This is a genomic window from Oleiphilus sp. HI0080 (genome assembly GCF_001635135.1).
On sequence record NZ_LWFU01000325.1, the window covers coordinates 1 to 23496 of the forward strand.

Here is a 23496-nt window from a genome sequence, read left to right on the forward strand (position 1 = left end):
AATGATCGCCGTTAATAAAACTAGAGCTACGGTATACCAAGCGCCGATTAGAGAGCCCACTTTTATCAGGATCAGCATCTCGAGAATCGGCATTACAATAAAAAGAACAAACAAAACGCGCACAAGCACACCTTTTACTAATTGGCTTTAGGGTTTAAATTGGGGCGAAGACTTAGATTTTCAAGACTTCATGATGGATAACAGTTCAACCAGAACAGAAGCGATTCTCGCAACAATCGCTGCCATACCAAAAGGCAGGCTCAGTACATATGGACACATTGCGCAGGCGGCGGGGTACTCTGGCAATGCTCGACTGGTTGGTCAGATTCTAAAACAGCTTCCGAGCGATTCAAGCATCCCTTGGTTTCGGGTAATCAATGCACAAGGCAAAATCTCCTTCCCAGAAAGCTCAGAGCATTACTTGAGTCAAAAAAACGCGTTAATGGCCGAAGGGCATCCCGCGTTGATTGGCAAATCACACCTTAGTAAAAAACTTTGGCCTTAATAGCAGCGTCGACATACTGATTAAACCGCGTGTTTTTTGTGACCAAACACGCAGTGTACGTTTCTTTACAATCCGAGCGAGAATCTTAGCTACAGTAAGTATATAACGATCAATTTTGCGTGATGCATTAAACCGCCTACCGGTGGTGATAGAGCATTGCTCGCAGCGCAGTAGGCCACAGAGCCAAAAGCATTTAACGCCTGTTGCAAGCAAAACATGCAAAATTAGAACACTTACAAAACGGGTACTCGGGATCTCAATATGACTCATCAAAGTCTTATACGTTCACAGATAAAGCAGCACCTAGATGAGCGAAACACCAAGTTAACACCTTTAATAGAGGCCGTAAGTGAGGCTTTTGATCGATCGGATGCAGACAAGCGAGAGCTAGAGGCAACAATCCGCGATAATCAAGCTGAGTTGGAGCAACGAAATGCAGAGCTCGCAGCACAAATTCGTGAGCTGCAAACCACCAAAACAGCGCTGCAAGAATCCTACTCCCTATTACAAACTAGCTTAAGCTCAACGTATGACGGGCTGTTTTTAATCGACACCAACGGCTCAATACGACTCACTAATCCAAATTTCAATAAAATGTTCCGCATGAACACATTCAATGCGGGCTTGGCGCACGTTAACGATTTTATCGAACATACAGAAACCGTTGTAAACGAAAACACTCGATTCGGCGTCGCGCTGCGCAAGTCGACAGAAGAACCAGAGCACAGCATCAACATTGAAATAACTACGAAAGATGGCCGTTGGATTGAGGCGCATTCCAAGGCGCATTGGCACGACAATGAAATCGTCGGCCAAGTATGGAGTTTTAGAGACGTCAGTGCCTTAAAGTTAAAGGAAAAAGAAGCGGAGCATCGCACATTTCATGACTTCCTAACCGGCCTGCCAAACCGCAGGTCTCTTTTGGCTAGACTACGTAAGTCTGTTGAAGAATCGCGACAATCCCGAAACGATGTCATCGTCATGTTCATCGATCTCGACGGATTCAAAGATGTGAATGACTCGCTTGGCCATAGCGTTGGAGACTCTCTCCTCATTGAAGTTGCTCGCAGAATGGAAAGTAAACTGCCGCGAAACGCTACGTTGACCCGCCACGGCGGGGATGAGTTTGTTGCAATCTTAACGCGCCAGCATGGTTTGCACGAGGCACATACATATTCTGAGCGAATTTTGAGCTGCTTCAGCGCCCCCTACCATATTGGAAAGCAAGATATTTACATGAGCGTGAGCATTGGCATCGCCAGCATGCAAGACCATGGAGAAGATCCAGACCGCCTTATCACCTATGCGAATCTCGCAATGACCCAGGCGAAAAAACAAGGATCGAACATTTATCAGCTTTACGATGCTTCGTCATCCTCCCAGTGCGAACACCGCTTGCGAATCCGCAACGAGATAAATCAAGCACTGGAACAAGATCAGTTTGAGCTATTCTTCCAACCAAAAATTTGCCTAGAGTCAGGTACGATAAAAGGCGCAGAAGCGCTCATTCGGTGGCGAATGAACGACGGAAGCTTCCGCAGTCCGATGGAGTTCATTCCCATCGCAGAAGAAAGTAGTCAAATCATTCCTATAACTCAATGGGTTATTCGCAAGTGCTGCGAATATCTAAAAGAGTGGATGCCCCATCTGGATAGCGACTTTGTCCTAGCATTAAATATTTCGGCCAAACACTTTCAACGTGGACTGCTACAAGAGCATGTCGCCGAAGTCCTTAGAGAAGTGAAGACACTGCCATCTATGCTTGAGCTCGAAGTAACTGAAACGGCCATCATGGATGATATTGAGCTTGCGGTCTCGACGCTCAATGAACTCAAGCGCCTCGGTATACGCACGGCAATCGATGATTTTGGCACAGGTTATTCTTCGCTTAGCTACCTGCGCAAGCTACCCATAGAAGTATTGAAGATCGACAAGAGTTTCATCGATGAAATCCCCGAATCTGCAGAAGACCGAACACTCGTAAAAGGCATTATCGATATGGTTCATGCTTTGGGTATCGAGGTAGTCGCAGAAGGCGTTGAAAACCATGAAATGGCGGTACTTTTGCAGAACATGAATTGCGATTTAGTACAGGGCTATCACTATTGTCGCCCAATCGCTGACAAAGATTTTCTAAGCTTGATCAAGGAGAGCTTATGCTACATCTAAGCTTTACTCAGCAGCTGTGCCACGTCGCTAAAATCAACCAAGGTGCAGCAGCGAACGATGCGATATTCGGTTTGTCATCAAACAACAAGCTCATCACCGCAGCGCCTGCGCCGTTCGAAGCACTACCTACACCTTACCTTGCATTGAGGAAAATCGCTCAACGCTGCCTAAAGAATAAGCTCTAAGCTCCTCTAAACTCAGCGTGGCGCTGTATACCGTATATAAGTAATAGTACCGGCAGCCCCATGCAACTCGCGATCAAAAAGAAGTTCGAGTAACCGAGATTATCAACCATGCTTCCTGAGTATCCACCAATGACTTTTGGTAGCAAGGTCATCAACGAACTAAACACGGCATACTGAACCGCCGTAAACGACACATTAGTCAAGCTCGACAAAAACGCTATGAATGCAGCGCTTGCAAGACCCGCCGTCAAGTTATCGGCCGAGATCACAAGATACAACAGTTCGATATTGTGCCCTGCCTGAGCAAGCAGCATAAACAAAAGATTCGTTAGCACCGTCAATATCGCTCCGGCATAAAGCATACGAATAACACCATACCGAACAGACAAAACCCCACCCAAGAAGCCACCCGCGATCGTCATAAACAAACCAAACGTTTTTACCACACTGGCTATTTCCGTCTTAGTAAACCCCATATCCTGAAAAAAGACGTTTGAAATAACTCCCAAGACGATATCCGAAATGCGATAGAAGCCCACAAAAACCAACAACAACAGTGCAAGACGAACACCGTAACGCTGAAAGAACTCCTGTACAGGCTCAACATAAGAATCGTGAATCAACTGTTTTTCGTAGAGCGGCGTAAACGAAACTAATCGAATGAACAAGGCAACCGTTACGAGTCCGCCCAGCAAACGCGCCGCCTCAATAAGAAAGTTAGCGAGAGGCGCATTGTCGAGCCTAAACGTTAATTCTGTTTTGAAGTCTTGTGCCGCTTCTGACCCAACTGCATACAAAAGTACAAACAAAGCGACACTCAGCACGAACAAACAAAGAAAGCGCAGATATTGACCGGAAGAGTATTGATGCAAACTAACCGAAGATGTAGGTTCGGATACAAGCAATGTGGTCAACAGCCCGACGAGCATTACCAATGACATAGCGAAATAGGTTAAACGCCAGGCTTCGTAAGAATATGCGTCTGGCGCAGATCCAAAGTGACTCGCCAAAACCAGCGCGCCCGCACCAGAAACGAGCATACCTATTCGATAGCCTGCGATATACGTCGACGACATCAATGCTTGTAAATCGACCCCAACAGACTCTATGCGATAGGCATCAATGACAATATCTTGCGTTGCAGACGAGAATCCCAGGAGCACAACAGCAAGCGCCATTACGTTCAGTGCGTTCTCCTCAACTGGATTAATCATGGCAATCAACGCAATCGCCAACATCACAGCCACTTGCGACACTAACAGCCATGCCCTCCTTCGTCCCAGCACTCTCGTCAACAACGGCAATGGGAGGCGATCAATCAAGGGGGCCCACAAAAACTTAAATGAGTACGCTAGCGCAGCCCAGCTGAAGTACGTCACTGTCGAACGTTCAACGCCAGCCTCCCTCAGCCACAAAGATAAAGAGGAGAAAATAAGTAGTAGCGGTACACCAGCAGAAAAGCCGAAAAACAGCATCGACAGAACTCTGGGGTGCTTGAAGGACTGCAGTGATTGCCGCCAATCCGAGTGCGCATGCAGCATAGTTTTATTCTTCTAATAATAGAGAGGGTGAGATCCCTCTCTTAAGCGACAAAAAAGCTAGCCTGTCGAAACAACTGAACTAACCACACTAATCTCTAAAATTGTTGTACTGAAGAGGCATGTCGAGATCAGATTCTCGAAACAGCGTCATGACCTGCTGTAAGTCATCCCTCTTCTTACCTGTAATTCGTACTTTTTCGCCTTGAATGGCCGCCTGAACCTTTATTTTGGATTCCTTGACCATCTTAACCATCTTCTTGGCAGTCAAAGAATCGATGCCCTGTTTGAGTTCAAACGTTCTCTTTACCAACTTACCCGCTTTACTGTCGCCGGCTTCCACCATCGCCCGAGCATCGACTTTGCGCTTTGAAAGCGCCATTTGTGTAATCTCGATCAACTGCTCAAGTTGAAAATCCTGTTCAGCAGAAAACGTTAGTCGTCCGTTTTCGAGCACGATGTCAGCATCAACATTTTTAAAATCCCAGCGATTACCCAGTTCACGTTTTGCTTGATCAATAGCATTTGTGACCTCATGCATATCGACTTCTGAGACCGTATCGAAAGATGGCATGTTAAACTCCGTTATAATCTGAAGAACAATTAGAAAAACTTAGGGATTTAACAAGTCTACACAAGATGCGGATTGCGGGGAATGTCAATCGGTTTGTCGCACTGTGTAGCAGACAATAAAGGAACGCTAGAATGTCCGAACAATCGATTCTTATCGTTGATGATGCGAAGTTTAGTGCCGCGCTGGTTGCCAAGCGGCTCACAAACGCAGGCTTCAAAGATGTACGCACTGCTAATCACTCACGCGATGCCATTGAGCTGCTGAAAAATCGCGCTTGCGATCTACTCATCGCCGACTGGCTTATGCCCGACATGGACGGCATTGAACTTTGCCAAAATGTCCGCGAAATTGACTCTGACCATCATTTTACGTACTGCTTATTGATTACGGCTAAAGACGGGAATGATTCTCTAAATCATGCTCTGGAAAATGGCATGGATGATTTCATCCTGAAGTCAGAGCTAAATCAACAACTTATCCCTCGGGTTAAAGCTGGCCTTCGCACGAGCGCAGCCCTTAATCACGCTCAAAAACGCAATGCGACGATGCAACAAGAAGTCAACAAACTGCTTGCATTGAAGGGTCGTGATGAAGCAACCGGTTTAGGCAACACCGCTCATGCTTGCGATGCAGTCACAAGAGTACAAAAGCATGCCGATGCAAGAGGTGGCGCGACCAGCTATATGACGCTTCAGATCCAAAACTGGGATCAGATTGCTAGCGAATACCGAAATGTCGTCTGTAATGAGCTCGGCACTCAAGTGGCGAAAAAGATTAAGAGCCTAGTGCGCCCTCTTGATGAGGTATGCCGCCTTACACGTGACGAGTTTGCCATCATCGCGCATTTTAAGGATAGCAACGATTGCAACCTATCGACTTATCGCAGGATTCACCAAGGGCTAGACAAACAAGCCTTTAAAACATCGGCAGGCTTTATTTCTGTCTCTGTCGCATGCGCGATTTGCTTTATTGATTCCGGAGCGAAAACAGCAGAGTTGGAGCAACTAATCCAGTTCAATCATGCCCAAATTCAGAATTGTGAAACACGACAAGCCATTGCGGTATCACCTTGGGAACAGACAGCATAAGCACGGGCTGGGCATGCACTATAACGCGACTTGCCTATCACTGATCAGCAATAGAGCAGTACGAAACAGACTGAAACAAAACGGTAACATTGCTACGAAACTGCTTACCGAAAGCCTCTACTCTATAGAGTTTCGGAGCATTAAAATTCAATTGTGGATTAAATGAAGTATCCCGATTCAGCGAAGCGTCTCGCGAGACGCTTCGCTCTTTTTCGAGTTATTTGATCCTCAATTATTTAAGAACGCTCCACGCTCGACGCAACATCGACTGGAGCGTTTTTTCGTTTTTGATGCATCAATTTTATCCAAGCTACTTCTCGGGATAACCAGTGATATCTTGAATAGACCGGTACAAAGGCTGCAACTGTTTGTACATCTTCAAATACACCTCTTTGTATAATCGGTCGTACACTTTGTGTACCTGCTGATCTGGCTCAAACCTTTTACCAACACGCGTCATACTCTTAATCGCCGCTTCACAGTCTGGATACCACCCAAGTGCAACCGCTGTGTCCATCGCCGCACCCAAGCCGGAGGTTTCATAGGTATGAGGCCGTTCAACGGGCAAACCAAAAATATCTGCCGTGAGCTGCAAAGCAGCGTCACTTTGAGACCCTCCTCCCGATACGCGCAGAAGATGCACTTGCTGCTTATTGCGTTGTTGAAGCCGTTCAAGCCCGTCTCGCAAGCCGTAAGCAAGACCTTCGAGAATGGCGCGATAGACATGCGCACGAGTATGCACATCACCAAAGCCAATAATTCCGCCCTTCGCCTCAGGGCCTGGATCTCTCACCCCAGGCGTCCAATAAGGCTGTAGCATCAAGCCCATAGAACCGGGCGGAACCGTATTAACAAGCTCATCAAACAAACTTTCAGGGCTGACATTCTCTGCTTCGGCGATACGCTGCTCTCGCAAACCAAACTCTTGCTTAAACCAGCTAACCATCCAAAAACCACGAAAGATCATAATTTCCGAGCAATAGTGATCAGGAATTGCAGACGGATAAGCGGGCATAAATCGCATGGGCTCAACATACCGTTTGCTTGTGGTATTGATCGTCGCCGTTGTACCGTAACTCATACACGCGACATCGTTCGTATGCCCGCCAGAACCTAGAATCTCGCACGACTTATCAGAAGCAGAAGCCATCAAAGGCAAACCAGAGGGAATACCCGTCAGCCGAGACGCCTCCTCTGTAATCTCGCCCATTTTGGTTGCTGGACGATAAAGCTTTGGAAACATCTTGGTACTAAATCCCGGAAGGAGTTTATATCTCCAGTCACGCTCGGGCGCCCACTTCAATGCTTTGTAATCAAAAGGCAGATAAGCCACTTGTGAAGCGACAGAATCGACGTATTCGCCACACAAACGAAAGTTTAAAAAACCTGAAATATTAAGGTATTTATATGTCCTTTCCCAAACATCCGGTTGCCGAGACGCAATCCAAAGATACTGAGCTCGTTGCTGGTAGCGCTCTACTAAATCTCGCGCACCGGCAGCTCGAAACAATAATTCATAAGCCTTGGGAAGATGCCCTAAAGGCTCAGAATTGCGCTGATCAAGCCACGTAATGGCTGGACGCAAAGGCTCGCCCGATTGATCGACATTAACCATCGTGCCGCGCTGAGTCGTCACAGAGACTCCCGCAATGCTCGCGCGTGCGAGACCTTGCTGATCCATGTCATCCCATAGCTGCGCACAAGCGTCGACCATGGCATCCCAATACACCTTGGGTTGCTGCTCGGCCCAACCCGGGTGCTCGGAAAAATAGGGTTCAATCTCACGCTTGCCCTTGGCAAGCAAGTTACCCGACTTGTCGAAGAGCAAGGCTCGTACCGATTGCGTTCCGTTATCAATCGCCAGAAGCGTCTGTTCAGTCATGGCGCCCCCCCCGAGGACGAAGCGAGCGGCACACTATAGTAACGCTGAACAATACCCATATAACGCTGCCACTCGTCTTGCCAGCGCTCGGAAGACCAACCCAACTCCCTTCGCAGAAGCTCAGCAAGCGGCTGAATCAGAGCACGTGCACCGTTCGGTTGCAGCATCCCGATACGAACCCGACGCAACAACAAATCGTCCAAATGCGTAACGCACTCATTGCGACAAGCCCAACGCAACTCCTGCAACAACGTTTCGCTAGTGCCAAGGTGCCTCAGATCGCTCTGTTCTGCACTCTTCAAAAGAGCATGCACACGTGCCCCGTATCGCCCGATTAACCGCCGCTGCACCGACGCACTCAAGCGCAGCGAGTCTGGCAACGTTTGCGGCTCGAAATCGCTTGTCTCGGTCAAATCTCGCTGACTAAGCTTATCCGATAAATAAGGCTGAGCCGCTCGCAGCACCTCTAGCGCAAGTAAACGAAACGTCGTCAGCTTTCCGCCAGCAATACTGACGCAGCCCTGGTCATCCCAAATCATGTGTTCTCGTTTTTCATCGGAAGGCGTCGCTTGTTCAGGATCACTGTCATCGCACGAACTGTCATAGCCATCCACCACCACCGGTCGAACCCCTGACCAAGAAGCAGTCACATCTGACGCCGTCAGTTCTGCTTTTGAAAACTGGTAATTGGCTGCATCCAGCAAATACCTTAGCTCATCGGCATGAATATGCGCTTCCTGATTCAACTCAGGCTTATGATCAAGATCTGTCGTGCCAATCACCGTTTGTCCCTCCCACGGAAAAACAAACACTGGCCGTTTATCTTCAGGGTGGAAAAAACTCACTGAAAAAGAAACCGGCAAGCGCCAGAACGGCACAACCAAGTGGCTACCCCGCAAAGGACGGATGTGTTTTTTATGTCCCAACTTCTGACGAAGCTCATCCGTCCATGCACCAGAAGCATTCACTACAGCCCTCGAGCGCACATGAAAAGTGTCCCCCGAACTATCATCTTGCAAACACACACCACTTGTTACGCCAGATGCATCACGAAGCAGATCTGTGGCCTTAAGATAATTTAGCGCCGTTCCGCCGAGGCGGTTGCCATCGTCCAACACACGCATAACGAGCCGTGCGTCGTCGGTAACGGCATCCATAAAGTGGGTTACCCCAAGCAAGTCTTCGCTCCGCACTCCGGGCGCCCAATAATCCTGAACATGGCTTTCTATAAACTTGCGGTACTTTTTACCCGCAAAAAAATCGTAAATCGCCAATAACTTATCGAACACCCAAGGGCCGGGAAACCCGCCTTTGTAATGCCCCATCAAAAAGGGCAAAGGATCAACAAGACCTTGCAGCTGTTCCATTAGGTTCTGGCGTTCGGTAACAGAATCCTTGGCGAGCCCAAACTGACCTTTGCCAAGATAGCGCAAACCGCCATGCACCATTTTTGAAGACCGGGAAGATGTACCCCAAGCAAAGTCTTTCTGATCAACCAATAGAACGGTCAATCCTCTTGCACAGGCTTCACGATATACACCAGCTCCAGTGATACCGCCGCCAATCACGATCAGGTCAAATTCAGTATCACCCGCCTTTAGCGCCCTGATCTGTTCAGCGCGCCATCCGGGCGTCCAGTTCGCAGCAATCATGCTAGGCCTTGGACTTCGTTTGCGGCGACTGCGCTTGCTGCTTCACATCGACTAACAAGGTACCTGGATTCAGCAGACCTTTTTCGTCCATGTGCGAACACAAGCGCTCGATCATGCTCATCGCAAGCGCACCTTTTTCAGTCGGGAGGTAAGGCGCATGGTCTTTACCCACGCCATGCTGATGACTAATGGTACCGCCATTGTTCACAATCAACTCGGAGGTGGTCGTTTTCAGTTTATGCCAACGTGCCAGCGTCTCTTCGTAACTGTCCGCAGCACGAAAGACGTAGGTGGTATAAATGCTGGAGCCTTGTGAATAGAAATGCGATAGGTGGGTAAACACGTGCACTTTCTCGCCTTTGTCGGCCAGGCCTGTCCGTAAATTGTCTTCCATGGTATTCAGTAGATGATTTACGTTGCTCCAGTCTGTCGACGTTTCGAGCGTATCGACAACGTATCCCTTCTCCCACAACGCTTCTCTGAGATAAGGCATGGTAAAGCGCTTTTGTGCCCATTTCTTTCCAAGAAAGTTGCCCGTATAAACGCCACCCAAAGGTCGAGTAAGGCGTTTCATCAAGCGGTGAGCCGAGCGGCACTGATCAGGCAAACCTGTGATACCAAGCGTCATCATGCATTTACCCTCGCCGGCACCGCGCCACGCTAGATATTTTTCAAGCAAGGTAATTTGACCAGGATGACCAGCAAGCGCCAATTGAGTGGTCGTTTCAATAGCATTGCTCAGACGAAGCATGGATAACTGAACTTTAGATTGCACAAGATGCCTGGCAGCGGCCTTTGCCTGCTCCCAAGATGGAAAGAACAAGACATAAAAGTCTTCTTGCGTAGGTAAAGGTGTCACTCGCACTTTGACCTCGCTAATCACGCCCATTCGACCTTCCGAACCGAGAATCATCTCGCGCACATCGGGACCGGCTGACGATGCAGGAATCGTCGGGATATCCAAACGCCCTTTCGGTGTCTCAATACTACCGCCGGCAAACATCTGCTCAATGCGTCCATACCGCAAAGACTGCTGGCCACTGGAACGACTTGCCACCCAACCTCCAACGGTAGAAAGCTCGAAGCTCTGCGGGTAGTGCCCGAGGGTATAACCCTTGGCACGCAATTGCGATTCAACAAGAGGCCCCGGCGTGCCAGCGCCAAAATTGGCGATTAAGCTGGCGTCGTCAATATCAAGCAGACGACACATCCGAGTAAGCGCAAGCGTCAGGATCGGCTTGTCAGACGTAAACGGGTTGATATGCCCCGCGACACTCGTGCCGCCACCATAAGGAATCAATACAATGTCGTTGTCGTAGGCAAAACGCACCAGCTCTGCCACTTCGTCTTTCGTTTCGGGAAACGCCACACCGTCAGGAAAACATTCAAACTGACCACTGCGCATCGCGAGCCAGTCCGGTAGGCTTTGCCCTCGCGCATGTCGCAAACGGACTTCCGGGTCTTTTGAGATAAGTGAATGTTCAGGCAAGCGTGATTCGGGCACTTGCGCCAAAACAGACTCTAAACTTGCATCGGGTAAAGGGCTCGCCTGACCGACATGCTCAGCTAAAAACGCATCTCCTGTTTCAGGCAAATCCATCTTGTTTTCTTCATCACCCCAGCCGTTCCAACGTCGCATTTTGTTCACCTATCTACAATTAGTTTCAATCATGATGTTCGCATCATAAATTCTTACGCTAAAATAGCACTGACATTTTCGGACAACCAACATTATTTGCGAGAGTCCTTTGAAGCACTTAGGTTTTGCCTCCATCGCAGCACTAAAACAGTACCTCCGCTATGCAGAAGCAAAAAAGCTTGAGACAAGGTTTCTCCTGCAGAAACTTGGGCTAGTCCAAAACATTCAACAATCCGATGAGGGCCGTATCACGGGGGAGCAATTCCAGACTTTTCTCGAAGGCCTCATAGAAATAGCCAACGACCCTAGCCTGGGGTTAAGCAGCGCATTGTACGTTCAAACCCATTCATACAGCTTGTTAGGCACGATCGCAGAGAGCAGCAAAACCATCGGCGACGCCATTGAACGCATTCCCCTGTTTGAGCGCCTTGTTGGCGATATGGGAACAACACAGATAGAGCGTTCAAGCGACGCGATTTCGCTCACATGGCAATGCAACTACACGAGCCCCGAGGTTGTCCCCCATATGATTGATAATGTGCTCGCAAGCTGGACACTGTATGCGCGATGGCTAACCACTAGCCGAACTCGAGCTCGAAAGGTGTATTTACAACGCAATGCTCCGAATGCCGACGTACTCGCACAATACCAACGAGTCTTTGAATGCCCTGTTTTGTTTGGACAAACTCGCAATAGCATTGAGCTGAACAACAAGCACTTAGAATTGCCCCTACGCAGCAAACACAATTCCAAGAATCTGGGCATGGATGGTCAGGCTCTGGAAGGCAAAGCACGAACCGAGCTTTCGCGTTTACATCTCGAAGGTGAGTCTTTTAGTGAACAGGTCTTGCGCTCAATTCGCGCACACTTACAGCTGGGTATCGCGAGCAAAGAACTGATCGCACAGGAGTTTTCTATGTCAGAGCGAAACTTACAAAGGCATTTAGCGCGCGACAGCGTAAGTTATCGAGCACTCGTAGATGCCGCCAGAGAAGAGCGTGCTATGAACTTTCTTACGCAAACACAGCTTTCAACCACTGAGATCGCGCACAACCTGGGCTATCAAGATGAGCGCTGTTTTTTTCGCAGTTTTAAGCGTTGGACGAAACAAACTCCCATTCAATATCGGCAATCGCGCAATTGTTAATGCGTGAATCCATAACCGAATTAAGCAGACTGCTCATGAGCAGCGCGCTTTGTTTTTGGTTTTAGTGCTTTCATCTCATAGAGCTTTTGATCTGACGCTTTCAACAGCGCTTTCGAGTCGAAGCTGCGAATCGCTTCGGTAGAAACAACACCATAACTAATTTTAACTGGCACATCTTGACCATCGGCGCGCAGCGGAACAGCTTCAAGCTGCTCCTTGATCCTGCCAGCAATAATCTCGGCCCCTTCCTGCTTTTGATTGGGCAGAAGAATCACAAATTCATCTCCCGCAAAACGAAACACAAGGTCGCTCTTGCGGGTCATTTCCATTAGCAAATGCGCGACATGCTTCAAATAAACATCGCCCATTTCGTGTCCGTATGTGTCGTTCACCAACTTGAAATCATCACAATCAATAAACATCAATGCCAAGTGCTCGCGCTGACGCTGATGACGACTTAATTCTTGGTCTAGGCTTTCTTCCAGCTCACGACGATTTCGGAGATGCGTTAGCGGATCGCGTGTTGCCAAAAAGCTCACCCTTTCTCTAGCCCAAACACCGATGAGCGATAAAGACACCTTTACAGCCAACTGCTGCAAGAAAAAATGGTCTTTATCTGGCGAGTAGCGCTCTTTGTCTGGCGAACCCAGCACCAGCGCACCCACGACCTTTTTCTCCAAAATAAGCGGTAAAATCGCGATAGACTGCAAAAGCGGCAACACCGATTTGGGAATCATCGCCCGAAATTGCGGCATTCGCTCATTCTTCAACAAAGGCTGCTTTGTACTCTGTGTAATTTGCAGAAAATCGATCATCGCGACTTTTCTGAAAATAGGTTCACTCGTATCAATCTGCTCTAAACTTTCTATTAAATGCGCATTGGCCGGTATATCAGCAACCGCAATCCAAGCATGCTCAATCGAAAATTTCTCGCGGACCATGATGAGCAACTGCTCAAAGAAATCAGAACAACGGGTAATGTTCATTATCTCCGTTTCGATCTCAAACAAGTTGCGAGCAATCGCCTCATTGATGCGAGCATTGCTTATTAGCTGGTTTAAATCCGACATCCACTTGTATCCGATATCTATGAACCCAACAGGGCTTGAGGTTAATCCTATAAGTTTAGGTCATTGGCCTTGAAATACTTGCCAAGCAGATGAAGACTTGTTCATATAAGACGATAAAATAAAAACTTGAGATCAACCAATGGCTTCTAGTGATAACGCGCAAACAACCGTTCACCTCGGTCTGAAACTGCTCGATAACTATGTATTTGAAATCGACTTTGGTGACTTTGGCAAAATCATCACCGATGAACCGGAACCACTCGGCCAAGGCGAAGGCCCAAACCCCTCGCATTTGCTTGCTGCATCCATCGCGAATTGTCTGGCCGCCAGTTTGATGTTCGCCGTACGAAAGTTTAAAGGCGACCCGGGAGCGCTTTCGGCACAGGCAGAGCTCAGTATGCATCGCGTTAATGGGCGTTTACGCGTCGAGAAAACCGATGTTACGCTACAATTAGGTAACGCCTACGAAAACCTGCCGCATATCGACAAAGTCTTAGCGCAATTTGAAGAGTTTTGTGTCGTCACCCAAAGCGTTCGAGAGGGATTTGAGGTAAACGTGGAAGTGCGCGACCTTAACGGTGATATAGCGAAACCATAATGCACACACCCTACGCACAGGCAACTTAAGCAGAGAGCGAACATGCCGTTTATCGGATTATCAAAACCAAAACAACAAGCCGTATCCGAGAGACTTAATATCGGCGACACCGTGCCCGATGGACTTGCCTCGCATGAGCAATTTAGCCTAGTTGTATTCTTGCGACACACAGGCTGCCCGTTTGCAGAGGCGATGTTAAAAGACCTCTCTGAACTTGCAGACGAACACTCAGAACTTCATTGCGTTGCCATTTGTCATGGTGAAGCCGACGTGGCTCAAGCGTGGCTGAACAAGTTTGAACTGTCTCCCGAACTGAATATATACATTGATGAAGAGCGCCGGCTCTATGGCGAATGGGGTGTTGGATACTCAAACATCTTTCACCTCGCGAATCCTAAAATGGTGATGAGCCTAGTGAGTTTGCTACCCCAAGGCATTTACAATCGAGATGCTTCGGGTACACGCTGGCAGACACACGCAAGCTTTTTAGTGGCGCCAGATCAAACCGTACAGTGGGCCCACTTTCCTAGCCATGCTGGGGAGTTCCCTGACCTCCATGATGCAGCGAACGCGGTATGGGATTAGGAGAATTCGCGACGAGCCTGCTGCTGCTTCTCAGTGCAATGCTCGGCATCAATTCAACACCAGAAGACGATCATAATTGGGAAATACTCACGGAATGGACTGACGAAGCACATCCCCACTTCGTCGCGGTCAGTGATACGCTTCTATCGCAATGCGGGTCTGACAATCACTGGATAAACTTCCCAGTTGTCATTCACGGCACACATCAGATTTTTGTAGATAACATTCTTCGAGCGAGCTATGGCCGAACAGACTTCCAAAGCTCTGAGAAGATTTACAGCGCCCCTCAATTACGATGCTCTGAACTTTACGGTTCGACCCTTCGATGGGAAGTGACGTCGTACTCTCCCTATTTTGCTCGATTCAACACCTTTCCAAGTGTTGTAAATACACCGAGTTTCGACAAATTATTGTTTATTTCCATTGGCTCTAGTCTGCCGTTTTTGATGCTGGCAATTGGTGCGATTGCCTTTAGCTTGCTCGTTAGCACAAATAGCCGCTTTGCATTCAATTTCCTTGGATCGTGCATCTGCTGGTCTATTTTTGCATTGTGCATGAATGGTGGAGCAGGCCTGATCAATCTTCCCATGTTGTATACCCACAAAATAGCCGATAGTGCCTTATGGCTGGCGGTACTCATGCAATTTCGATGCTTCGAAATCAACGGCTGGTTAAGTAAACCGATACAGGGCTTACTGTTAGCGAGCATACTGATCGCCTTATTACTGATTGCCCTCGGAGAAACAGGCGATACCATTCAATTCGGAACGAGCATTCCATTTCCTGCGCTGATCATCGCGAGCGTGTTTGCGCTTCATCAGGTTTATGTGAACAAACACAACCACGCGTTAACGAGTTTGGAAATACAGATTAACCTAATCACTATTTCGGTGTTTTTATTCACAGTGATACACGACATACTACTGACTATCTGCGCTTTTGACGGCATGCTCATCATCCCTTACGGAGTGAGTCTCACAATGCTGTTATTGGCCGTAAATGCAAACAAACAATTTACCGCAGCGCAACAATTAAGACTACATCACTCGCAGCTGCACAAAGAGAACATCAACGAAAATAATAGTGGTCAACAAGCCGAGCACACCAAGGGAGACAGCGATGAATACAAATGACGAAAAAGGTCAGCACGACCTATTGGTCAAAGGAGTAATTGAATCAGCCATAAAAATCAGCTTGCTAGGCTTAATGCTGTTTTGGTGCTTTCAGATAATCAAACCGTTTATATCACTCATACTGTGGGGCGGAATTCTTGCCGTAGCGCTCTATCCCGCCTGCATTCTAATTAAGAATAAAACAGGTAGAGGTAAAGGCTTCGCAGCAACGCTGATCAGCATCGCATTGCTCGCGATCATTATTGCACCGATGGCCATGCTTTCTTCCTCGATGATCGATACCGGAACGCAAATCTCTGAAAATTACGCAAAAGGTGAAATAAACATTCCTGCACCCTCAGAGTCCGTTGCTGATTGGCCGTTGATTGGAGAGAAGGTCTATACCACATGGGATATGTTCAATCGCAGCATCAAGGACGCGGCCGAGCACTTTAAACCGCAAATTAAAGAAATCGGCAAATGGGTCTTTACCATGAGCACGAACACGGGCTTAACCTTACTGCTGTTCATTGCTTCCATCATCTTGTCGGCTGTTTTGATGGTCAACGCCGGGCCGATCAAATCCGCATCCATCAAGATCACAGAACGCCTTACCAAAAAACAGGGCGAGGATATCGTTAACCTTTCCATCGCGACTATTCGCAGCGTTGCGCAAGGCGTGATCGGGATTGCCATTATTCAAGCGGCATTGGCTGCACCTGCGCTGCTCTTAATGGATGTTCCCGCGGCAGGCATATGGGCGCTGGCTATATTGATACTCGCTATTGTGCAGCTACCCCCAATTATCGCCATTGCACCGATCATTTTTTATGTGTTTTCGGTCGCCGATTCGACAAGCGCCATTATCTTTTCGATCTACCTCTTGCTCGTCGGGTTTAGTGATACCTTCTTAAAACCGCTCCTTTTAGGCCGCGGAGTGGATGTTCCGATGCTGGTTATACTCGTTGGCGCAATCGGCGGAATGATTTTCTCAGGAATTGTCGGCCTCTTCACTGGCGCCGTCGTGTTGGCCCTGGGTTATACACTCATACAAGTATGGATTAACGATGATTTGAGCGAAAAAGCCAACGAAGCAAAACAAGCCGAATAGCGATCCACGAGAACACTGAGACACAAATATGTCAGACAATAATCCGGAGAGTGGTTCTTCAGAGCAAACCGAAGCCTCTCGCCCCGAAACGATAGCGATGCAAGAGGAAGCGCAAGATCCCGGCAACAAGATGCGGAAGATTACACTGTGCTTTCTTGCCTTGTGTTTTATCTTCGCCATCTGGAGCCTGTTCGCAGACCGACTAACACCGTCGACGAGTCAGGCTAGAGTGCGAGGATACGTTGTTGAAATTTCATCCGAGGTGGCCGGAAAGATTGAGGCCATTCATGTCACATCGAATCAACTTGTCAACAAGGGCGATATCCTTTTTGAGATTGAGGAAGAGCCCTTTTTGATTGCGATCGCAGAAGCAGAAGCCGCACTCGAAGACGCCGAACAGCAGATTGGAGGTGATGAGAAAGGCATTCTCGCGGCAGAAGCGAGTGTTGTCGAAGCCAAGGTACGATACGAAACCGCATATAAAGACGCGATGCGCGCAGCAACGATCGCAAAAAGCGGAGCCATCGCCGAGCGAGATGCCGATATCGCCTTTGCAAAAGCAGAAGAGGCAAAAGCAGGCATTGCACGCGCTGAGGCAAACCTAGAAGAGGTAAAAAACCGTTTTGGCCAGCAGGGCGATCAGAACACGAAATTCAAACAGGCATTGGCCAAACTCGAGCAAGCACGCCTGAATCTCACATACTCGAGCGTCGTTGCACCTGCCGACGGTGTTGTCAGCAACATGAAGCTGGAAGTCGGCCAGTACGCGTCGCCAGGCGCGCGACTGGTGAGCCTTATCTCCATCAAAGATGTCTGGATAGAGGCGTACCTACGCGAGAATAACCTTGGTAATTTACAGCCCGGAAATCCTGTACAGATCGCGCTGGACAGCGCTCCAGGAAAGATATTCGAAGGCGTCGTTGACAGCATCAGCTACGGCGTAAAGTGGAACCGCAACGAAAAGCAAGGCGAGCTTGCAAGCATCTCCACCAACTCTGGTTGGCTACGCGACCCGCAGCGCTTTCCCGTCATCATCAAGTTTCGTGACGCAAGTAGTGCCGGTTTACAAAGAGAAGGGGGACAAGCGGACATTATTATCTATGCGAGTGATAACTGGATTCTGAATGTTTTGGGTAAGCTCTGGATCAGAGTGATTACAACGCTCTCCTATATTTATTGACACCAAGCACATAGGGAATATCCGTGTCGGNCATACTAAAGCATTGGGAAATCAGTGACATAAAAGCATTGCGCTTTGCCTTAGGTTTAACACTGGCAACCGCGATTGCGTTTGGTATTGCATGGCCAATTTCCTTTTTGAGCGTGCTACTCGTCGGCAAATTACTGTCGACTGACAAGCCCTATCTTTCTCTTAGTGAAGGCATGGGGTTACTCGTGATCATTTCGATTTCAATGTTCGGAGGGCTGCTGCTTGCACTCGTGCTGCTTCAGTATCCCTCTGCGTTCATGATGACCCTCACCTTGATCCTACTCCGTATCTACTACCTGGGAACACGCGGAGCAGCGCCTGTCTTGATTATCATGATGCTCATTGGCTTCACCGTCATTCCGATGCTAGGCCTGCAATCCATGACACTCGCTTATGAGGCTGTACTTGCACTGATCTTTTCTACTGCCGTCGCATTAACCATCGCCTATATTGCCTACGCACTCGTCCCCGGCGGGACGATCACTGCAAGCCAGAATCGAGAGAAAAAACCGCACGGCGACGTCGCTTCGGCTGTTAAAAGCACCGTGGTGGTATTACCACTACTTTTGTATATCTACTTGGGAAACCGCAGTGACGCAATTTTGATGCTGGTCTTCGTGTCTATCTTGTCCCAAAACACCGAATTCGAAACTGGGGTAAAAACAGGTTTGGGCTTAGTCACAGGCAACCTGATTGGTGGCGCATTTGGCATCGTTATCTACAACGCACTTGTGGCGGTACCCTCCTTTGTGTTTTTTATTCTTTTAATGAGTTCGGTATGGCTCTTTTTCTCCCAACAAGTGTTTCTCAAGAACACGAAAGGCGTTCTATTTGGTATCGCGATGTCGACGATCATCGTCGTGCTTAGCGGGGCGTTCGGGTATTCAAGCTCCGACGCCAGCAATACGGTTTACATTCGTATATTGCAGCTGATCATGGTCGCCGTATACATCGCTATGTCATTCTCAATCATCAACTCACTCATGCTCTTTTTCAGAAGAGACAAGGAGAAACATGTTCAAGCTATTCCTTAGATATTTTGCGCGCGTAACATGGCAGCTGAAATCGATTTATCTGTCTTTTATCGGCCTGTTTTTTCTTGGCGCGTTAGCGATTTCGCACACTGAAAAGCTGTCTTATGGTGATGCACTTTATTTTACGCTAGTGACCGGTATGACTGTCGGCTATGGCGACATCTCTCCACAAACCATTGTCGGCCGCATCATCGCCTTATGCCTTGCGCTTGTTGGCATGATGTTGACTGGGGTGATGGTCGCCACGACTGTACAGGTGGTGAAATACTCCTTTGAAAAGGTCGAAGGTAAAATGCGTTTAGAATAAGGTGGCCGGTTTTCCTGATTCGACACCTCACTGCTGCAAGTACTCTGAAATGTAAAAGTAGCCGTTATGTGCTAGATTCTAAGGAATGGATGCTCCTATTGTGCAGCCTAAACGTAGAGGTCTGAATGAATAAGCGTTATCGCGTTGTTCTATTTTCCCTTTTTACCGCTCTCGCTTCGAGCGTGTTTGCCCGCGAAAATCTAACGCTTCTCGCACCCGAATCACATCCTTTTGCCTACCAGAACGGCGAAGGCGGGATTGCCATCGACATTATTGAGCAGCTCTTCAAAAGATCAAACATAGAGTACGAGCTAAAAATTGTGCCTTTAAAGCGCGCAATAAAAATCGTCGACGAAAGACCACAGCACTGTGTTTTCCCGCTGCAACGAACGCAAGAACGAGAGACTATTTACAAGTGGGTCAGCCCCTTGTTAGTCACCAAATCCACCATTTTTTCTTTGCAATCAAGTCCGATAGAAGTCACGGTACTTGAACAGCTTGCTTCCTACCGAATTGGCACGTTGAGTGGAAGTGGACTAGAAAATTACCTCAACACGGCGAAAATACCTTTGCAAGTAGATGCCGCAGGCAGCGCAAAGCAAAACATTGAGAAGTTGCGTTTAGGACGAACCGAATTATGGGCGACAGACGAACTCGTTGCCGCGTACCATTCAGACGTCACAGGGATCGCGTTAAAACCCCAATTCTGGTTCTTAACGGTCTTGCGCGGGCTAGCCTGCCATATAGAAACAGACGACCAGCTTATTGACGAGCTCACGATGCAACTGAAAACACTGTACGAGAACGGAACGATAGAGGAAATATACCAAGCCTACTCTGAAAAGTTCTTACTCGACATTGATACGAGCCAGCGTTTTTGATGAACCTAACGCATCACGGACACAAAACCATAGAGCAGCTATGCGCTAAGCTCTTGTTCTGTATTTTATGTATAGGCTTTTTTTCTGCCGATCTTTATGCCAATGAGGCAAAAATAAAACGCTGGATTTTGAATGAGTTCCAACCTTCAACCTTAAATCTTGAAGAGCAAACGAGAGAACTCAACTGGTTTGCCGAAGCGGCAAAACCTTATCAAGACCTGACCATTCACGTTATTTCTGAACGCATCGACACCCATTGGTACGAAGCAAATACCTTGAGCCGAGCTTTCTATGACATTACGGGCATCAAAGTCGTACATGAGCTGACTGGCGAAGACGATGTAATCAAAAAACTCAGCACGCAAATGGAAATGGGGCTGAACCTATACGACGGCTATATTAATGACAGCGACCTGATTGGCACACACTATCGATACGATAAGGTTGTTGCACTCTCGGATTACATGGCCGATCAAGGCAGGCGCGTAACGCTACCTTCGCTAGACCTTGATGACTTCATTGGCCTAAAGTTTAGCTCTGGGCCTGATGGCAAGTTATATCAATTGCCCGACCAACAGTTTGCAAACTTGTATTGGTATCGCCATGACTGGTTTAGTGATAACGCCTTAAAAGCGAAATTCTATGAACTTTATGGTTACGAACTCAACGTGCCAGAGAACTGGTCGGCATACGAGGATATCGCCGAGTTTTTCACAGAGCATGTCAAAGAAATAAACGGTGTCAAAATATATGGCCATATGGACTATGGCTTAAAAGATCCCTCAATTGGATGGCGATTTTCTGATGCCTGGCTCTCCATGGCGGGAGCGGGCGACAAGGGCCTGCCAAATGGTCTTCCGGTCGATGAATGGGGCATTCGTGTTGAAGACTGCCACCCTGTTGGCGCGAGCGTGGAGAGAGGCGGTGCGGCTAACAGTCCTGCCGCCATCTACGCCATGCGCAAGTATCAAGAGTGGCTAAAGAAGTATGCCCCTCCTGAAGCAAGAAACATGAACTTCACTCAAGCGGGTGCGATTCCGGGAAATGGCACAATTGCCCAACAAATCTTTTGGTATACGGCCTTCACCCCTGCGCTCACTGATCCCAAGCTTTCTCCAGCGGTCGTCAATGCGGACGGGACACCCAAGTGGCGTATGGCGCCTTCTCCTCGCGGGGTGTATTGGGAGAAAGGCATGAAGCTCGGCTATCAAGACGCGGGGGCGTGGACGTTTTTCAAAAACACACCACCCAATAGATTGGCTGCGGCTTGGCTTTACGCACAGTTCGTGGTCTCCAAAACGGTGTCACTTAAGAAAACCATAGTAGGCCTAACCCCCGTCAGAAAATCTGACATCCACTCTGACGCGTTCACCCAAAAATCAAAATCGCTCGGCGGGCTCGTCGAGTTTTATCAAAGCCCTGCAAGAGAGCTTTGGACACCCACTGGCACCAATGTCCCAAATTACCCAGCTCTCTCTCCTGCCTGGTGGCAAAGTATCCCTGAGGCGCTCAGCAATCTCACCACGCCTGAAGAAACAATGAACGCACTAGCCAACAGGCTAGATAATGCACTTGAAAAACTCAGCCATAACAAAGAGCTAAAGTGCGCTCCAAGATTAAATCCGAAAAAAGCGCAATCCTATTGGTTGAATCAACCCGGAGCACCCAAGCCAAAGCTGGAAGTAGAAAAAAACCAAGGTAGGACGCTGACCTATGAACAGTCTCTAAGGCAGTATTCCAACTAGTTGAGGTTGAGTCGGGCATCGGTAGTCTCACCCCGCCCGAAAACTCAGACCGAACATTCAGACAGTGCTAAAAACCAAGCAAACACGATCACACATCCATATCCATATCCATATCCATATCCATATCTATCCGCCAACTAATTTCGTTGACCAAACGATAGATCCAATGCTAGTTTTTCAAGCAAATAAAACACTCAATGGTACCCATGCCATGCAAGCCCCCTTTTTCAAAAGATCCGCGTACCCAAACCATGGGCACTCGACCCACTGGCTCGTTTCGCTTATGCTCTCTGCCGCTTTTTTAGCGCTGCCCAGCATCTCATACGCCAACGAAGAGACGACCAAAGAACCTCCTTTACTCACGTCACTTTATGGGCATGTAGGCGCGCAGTTCAGTATTGATGACCGCGTAGACAGCCAAGGCGGTATTAACCAAATCAATGGCGTAGACGATTGGGGCGCAGCATTCAACATTGGCGCCCTTTTCTCGCAACCGTTCGAAGAGCCGCTTTCCCTGTACGTCGAAGGCACTTATCTCAATCCGGGTGATCGGCACTTTACGATACTCGGTGCCGGCGCCCGCTATGACTGGATCGAAGAGCAAAGCGCAATCACGCCCTACGCTTCTTTGGGGCTTGGCTATCTGTCGATGCGCTGGGACGATGAACCGGTTAGTGGTTTCACCGCGGAAGCCAAATCTGGCAGCAGTGGCGTCGTCACCGGACAAGCCGGTCTGTTATGGTCGTTAACCGAGTCGTGGGGACTGGATCTTCGTGCACGCTATGATGTGTACGACGTGACTAGCACGATCGTTCAGGCCAATCAGGTTTCACAAATTGAAGACCGATCTGCTCTCTCATTGTTGGTTGGCGTGGCCTATCACTTCGGCCAAGAAAAACCAGATAGAGACGATGATCGAGACGGCGTCATGAACTCCGTCGATCAATGTCCCAACACCTTGCTCTACGTTCCGGTAAACGAGGTCGGCTGTCCTCAACCACTATTTAGCATCGACCTTTCGTTTGAGTTCGCCAAGTTCCAAGTCACGAACTTGATTGATCGACCAGATTTTCCTGTCGTGCGTTTTCTAGAGAAAAACCCTCAATATCATGTCCACATCACGGGGCACACTGACTCAACGGGACCAGAAGAAATCAATCAACGCTTGTCAGAGCAACGTGCTCAAGAAGCAAAAAACTTTCTTGATGAAAGAGGCATCGATCCCGCGCGCATAACAACCGACGGCAAAGGGCAGTCAGAACCCATTGCAGGCAATGAGAACAAATTCGGACGCAAGCGTAACCGTCGTATAAGCGTCGAATTCTACATACCAGAAACGCAATCGGGAGAGTAATCAACATGCGCATGTTCTTGGTTTTCTTCACCGCTTTGACTTTAATGAGTGGCTGCTCTCGTCAAGACCCGCTGTTCATCGACAATGGCGCGCCCGAGGTTGCTCCTTAC

Annotated in this window: 22 protein-coding genes; 15 read left to right on the forward strand and 7 right to left on the reverse strand. The window is 48.3% G+C overall.

The genetic code is table 11. From position 1 onward, the window contains the following. Positions 1-93, reverse strand: a 93-nt coding sequence (locus A3751_RS23700; RefSeq protein ID WP_255376072.1) for an FxsA family protein, incomplete at its 3' end; no start/stop codon positions are given. Positions 94-190: 97 nt separating this feature from the next. On the opposite strand from A3751_RS23700, the gene A3751_RS03990 reads away from it, so the two are divergent. The 3 genes from A3751_RS03990 (at position 191) to A3751_RS04000 (ending at position 2859) form a co-directional block, all read left to right on the forward strand. Next, the gene (locus tag A3751_RS03990) at positions 191-505 is read left to right on the forward strand and encodes an MGMT family protein (protein WP_156492243.1); all 315 of its coding nucleotides are present in this window, start codon (positions 191-193) and stop codon (positions 503-505) included. 261 nt (positions 506-766) lie between these two features. Next, on the forward strand, positions 767-2674 hold the full coding sequence (locus A3751_RS03995) for a bifunctional diguanylate cyclase/phosphodiesterase (protein WP_068452410.1): 1908 nt from the start codon (positions 767-769) through the stop codon (positions 2672-2674). Then, positions 2662-2859: a hypothetical protein gene (locus tag A3751_RS04000; protein ID WP_068452413.1), complete on the forward strand. Its 198-nt coding sequence runs from the start codon at positions 2662-2664 to the stop codon at positions 2857-2859. The genes A3751_RS03995 and A3751_RS04000 overlap by 13 nt, the downstream gene beginning before the upstream one ends. On the opposite strand, the gene A3751_RS04005 is transcribed toward A3751_RS04000, so the two are convergent. Both A3751_RS04005 and A3751_RS04010 read right to left on the reverse strand, forming a co-directional pair. After that, positions 2856-4400, reverse strand: a complete 1545-nt coding sequence (locus A3751_RS04005; protein ID WP_068452416.1) for an MFS transporter — start codon at positions 4398-4400, stop codon at positions 2856-2858. The genes A3751_RS04000 and A3751_RS04005 overlap by 4 nt on opposite strands. An 88-nt stretch (positions 4401-4488) precedes the next feature. Then, positions 4489-4971 (reverse strand): YajQ family cyclic di-GMP-binding protein, encoded by a 483-nt coding sequence (locus A3751_RS04010; RefSeq protein WP_068452418.1) that lies wholly within the window; start codon positions 4969-4971, stop codon positions 4489-4491. A gap of 131 nt (positions 4972-5102) precedes the next feature. On the opposite strand from A3751_RS04010, the gene A3751_RS04015 reads away from it, so the two are divergent. After that, positions 5103-6059 (forward strand): response regulator, encoded by a 957-nt coding sequence (locus A3751_RS04015; protein WP_068452421.1) that lies wholly within the window; start codon positions 5103-5105, stop codon positions 6057-6059. Between the two features lie 310 nt (positions 6060-6369). Here A3751_RS04015 and A3751_RS04020 read toward each other — a convergent pair whose 3' ends face one another. Genes A3751_RS04020 through A3751_RS04030 form a run of 3 tightly spaced genes read right to left on the reverse strand, consistent with a single transcriptional unit; the run spans position 6370 to position 11232 of the window. Continuing rightward, positions 6370-7941: an FGGY-family carbohydrate kinase gene (locus A3751_RS04020; protein WP_068452424.1), complete on the reverse strand. Its 1572-nt coding sequence runs from the start codon at positions 7939-7941 to the stop codon at positions 6370-6372. After that, on the reverse strand, positions 7938-9593 hold the full coding sequence (locus tag A3751_RS04025) for a glycerol-3-phosphate dehydrogenase/oxidase (protein ID WP_068452427.1): 1656 nt from the start codon (positions 9591-9593) through the stop codon (positions 7938-7940). The genes A3751_RS04020 and A3751_RS04025 overlap by 4 nt, the downstream gene beginning before the upstream one ends. Position 9594: 1 nt before the next feature. Next, positions 9595-11232, reverse strand: a complete 1638-nt coding sequence (locus A3751_RS04030) for an FAD-binding oxidoreductase (protein WP_068452430.1) — start codon at positions 11230-11232, stop codon at positions 9595-9597. Positions 11233-11341: 109 nt separating this feature from the next. Between A3751_RS04030 and A3751_RS04035 the strand changes: the two genes are divergently transcribed. Continuing rightward, positions 11342-12379 (forward strand): AraC family transcriptional regulator, encoded by a 1038-nt coding sequence (locus A3751_RS04035; RefSeq protein ID WP_068452433.1) that lies wholly within the window; start codon positions 11342-11344, stop codon positions 12377-12379. Positions 12380-12399: 20 nt separating this feature from the next. On the opposite strand, the gene A3751_RS04040 is transcribed toward A3751_RS04035, so the two are convergent. Beyond that, positions 12400-13449, reverse strand: coding sequence for a DUF484 family protein (locus A3751_RS04040; RefSeq protein WP_068452436.1), 1050 nt, complete (start codon positions 13447-13449; stop codon positions 12400-12402). Positions 13450-13588: 139 nt separating this feature from the next. Here A3751_RS04040 and A3751_RS04045 point away from each other — a divergent pair, with 139 nt between their 5' ends. The 10 genes from A3751_RS04045 (at position 13589) to A3751_RS04090 (ending at position 23386) form a co-directional block, all read left to right on the forward strand. Further along, positions 13589-14047: an OsmC family protein gene (locus tag A3751_RS04045; protein ID WP_068452439.1), complete on the forward strand. Its 459-nt coding sequence runs from the start codon at positions 13589-13591 to the stop codon at positions 14045-14047. A gap of 42 nt (positions 14048-14089) precedes the next feature. Next, complete coding sequence (locus A3751_RS04050) at positions 14090-14632, forward strand: AhpC/TSA family protein (RefSeq protein ID WP_068452442.1); 543 nt, start codon at positions 14090-14092, stop codon at positions 14630-14632. Further along, positions 14623-15765, forward strand: coding sequence for a hypothetical protein (locus A3751_RS04055; RefSeq protein ID WP_068452445.1), 1143 nt, complete (start codon positions 14623-14625; stop codon positions 15763-15765). Before A3751_RS04050 ends, A3751_RS04055 begins: the two co-directional genes overlap by 10 nt. Next, entirely contained in the window at positions 15752-16855 is a 1104-nt protein-coding gene (locus A3751_RS04060; protein ID WP_068452448.1) for an AI-2E family transporter, read from the forward strand. The genes A3751_RS04055 and A3751_RS04060 overlap by 14 nt, the downstream gene beginning before the upstream one ends. 28 nt (positions 16856-16883) lie before the next feature. After that, positions 16884-18035 carry an HlyD family secretion protein gene (locus A3751_RS04065; RefSeq protein ID WP_068452450.1) on the forward strand — a complete coding sequence of 384 codons (1152 nt, stop codon included), beginning with the start codon at positions 16884-16886 and terminating at the stop codon, positions 18033-18035. A 23-nt stretch (positions 18036-18058) separates the two neighbouring features. Then, a complete protein-coding gene (locus A3751_RS04070; protein WP_068452453.1) occupies positions 18059-19099 on the forward strand; it encodes a DUF2955 domain-containing protein in 1041 nt (346 codons plus the stop codon). Next, positions 19080-19406: a potassium channel family protein gene (locus A3751_RS04075; RefSeq protein ID WP_068452455.1), complete on the forward strand. Its 327-nt coding sequence runs from the start codon at positions 19080-19082 to the stop codon at positions 19404-19406. Before A3751_RS04070 ends, A3751_RS04075 begins: the two co-directional genes overlap by 20 nt. Before the next feature lie 125 nt (positions 19407-19531). Further along, the gene (locus A3751_RS04080) at positions 19532-20287 is read left to right on the forward strand and encodes an ABC transporter substrate-binding protein (protein ID WP_068452458.1); all 756 of its coding nucleotides are present in this window, start codon (positions 19532-19534) and stop codon (positions 20285-20287) included. After that, entirely contained in the window at positions 20287-22032 is a 1746-nt protein-coding gene (locus A3751_RS04085; protein ID WP_197466167.1) for an ABC transporter substrate-binding protein, read from the forward strand. The genes A3751_RS04080 and A3751_RS04085 overlap by 1 nt, the downstream gene beginning before the upstream one ends. A 166-nt stretch (positions 22033-22198) precedes the next feature. Then, the gene (locus tag A3751_RS04090; protein ID WP_068452461.1) at positions 22199-23386 is read left to right on the forward strand and encodes an OmpA family protein; all 1188 of its coding nucleotides are present in this window, start codon (positions 22199-22201) and stop codon (positions 23384-23386) included. The last annotated feature ends 110 nt before the right edge of the window (positions 23387-23496 follow it).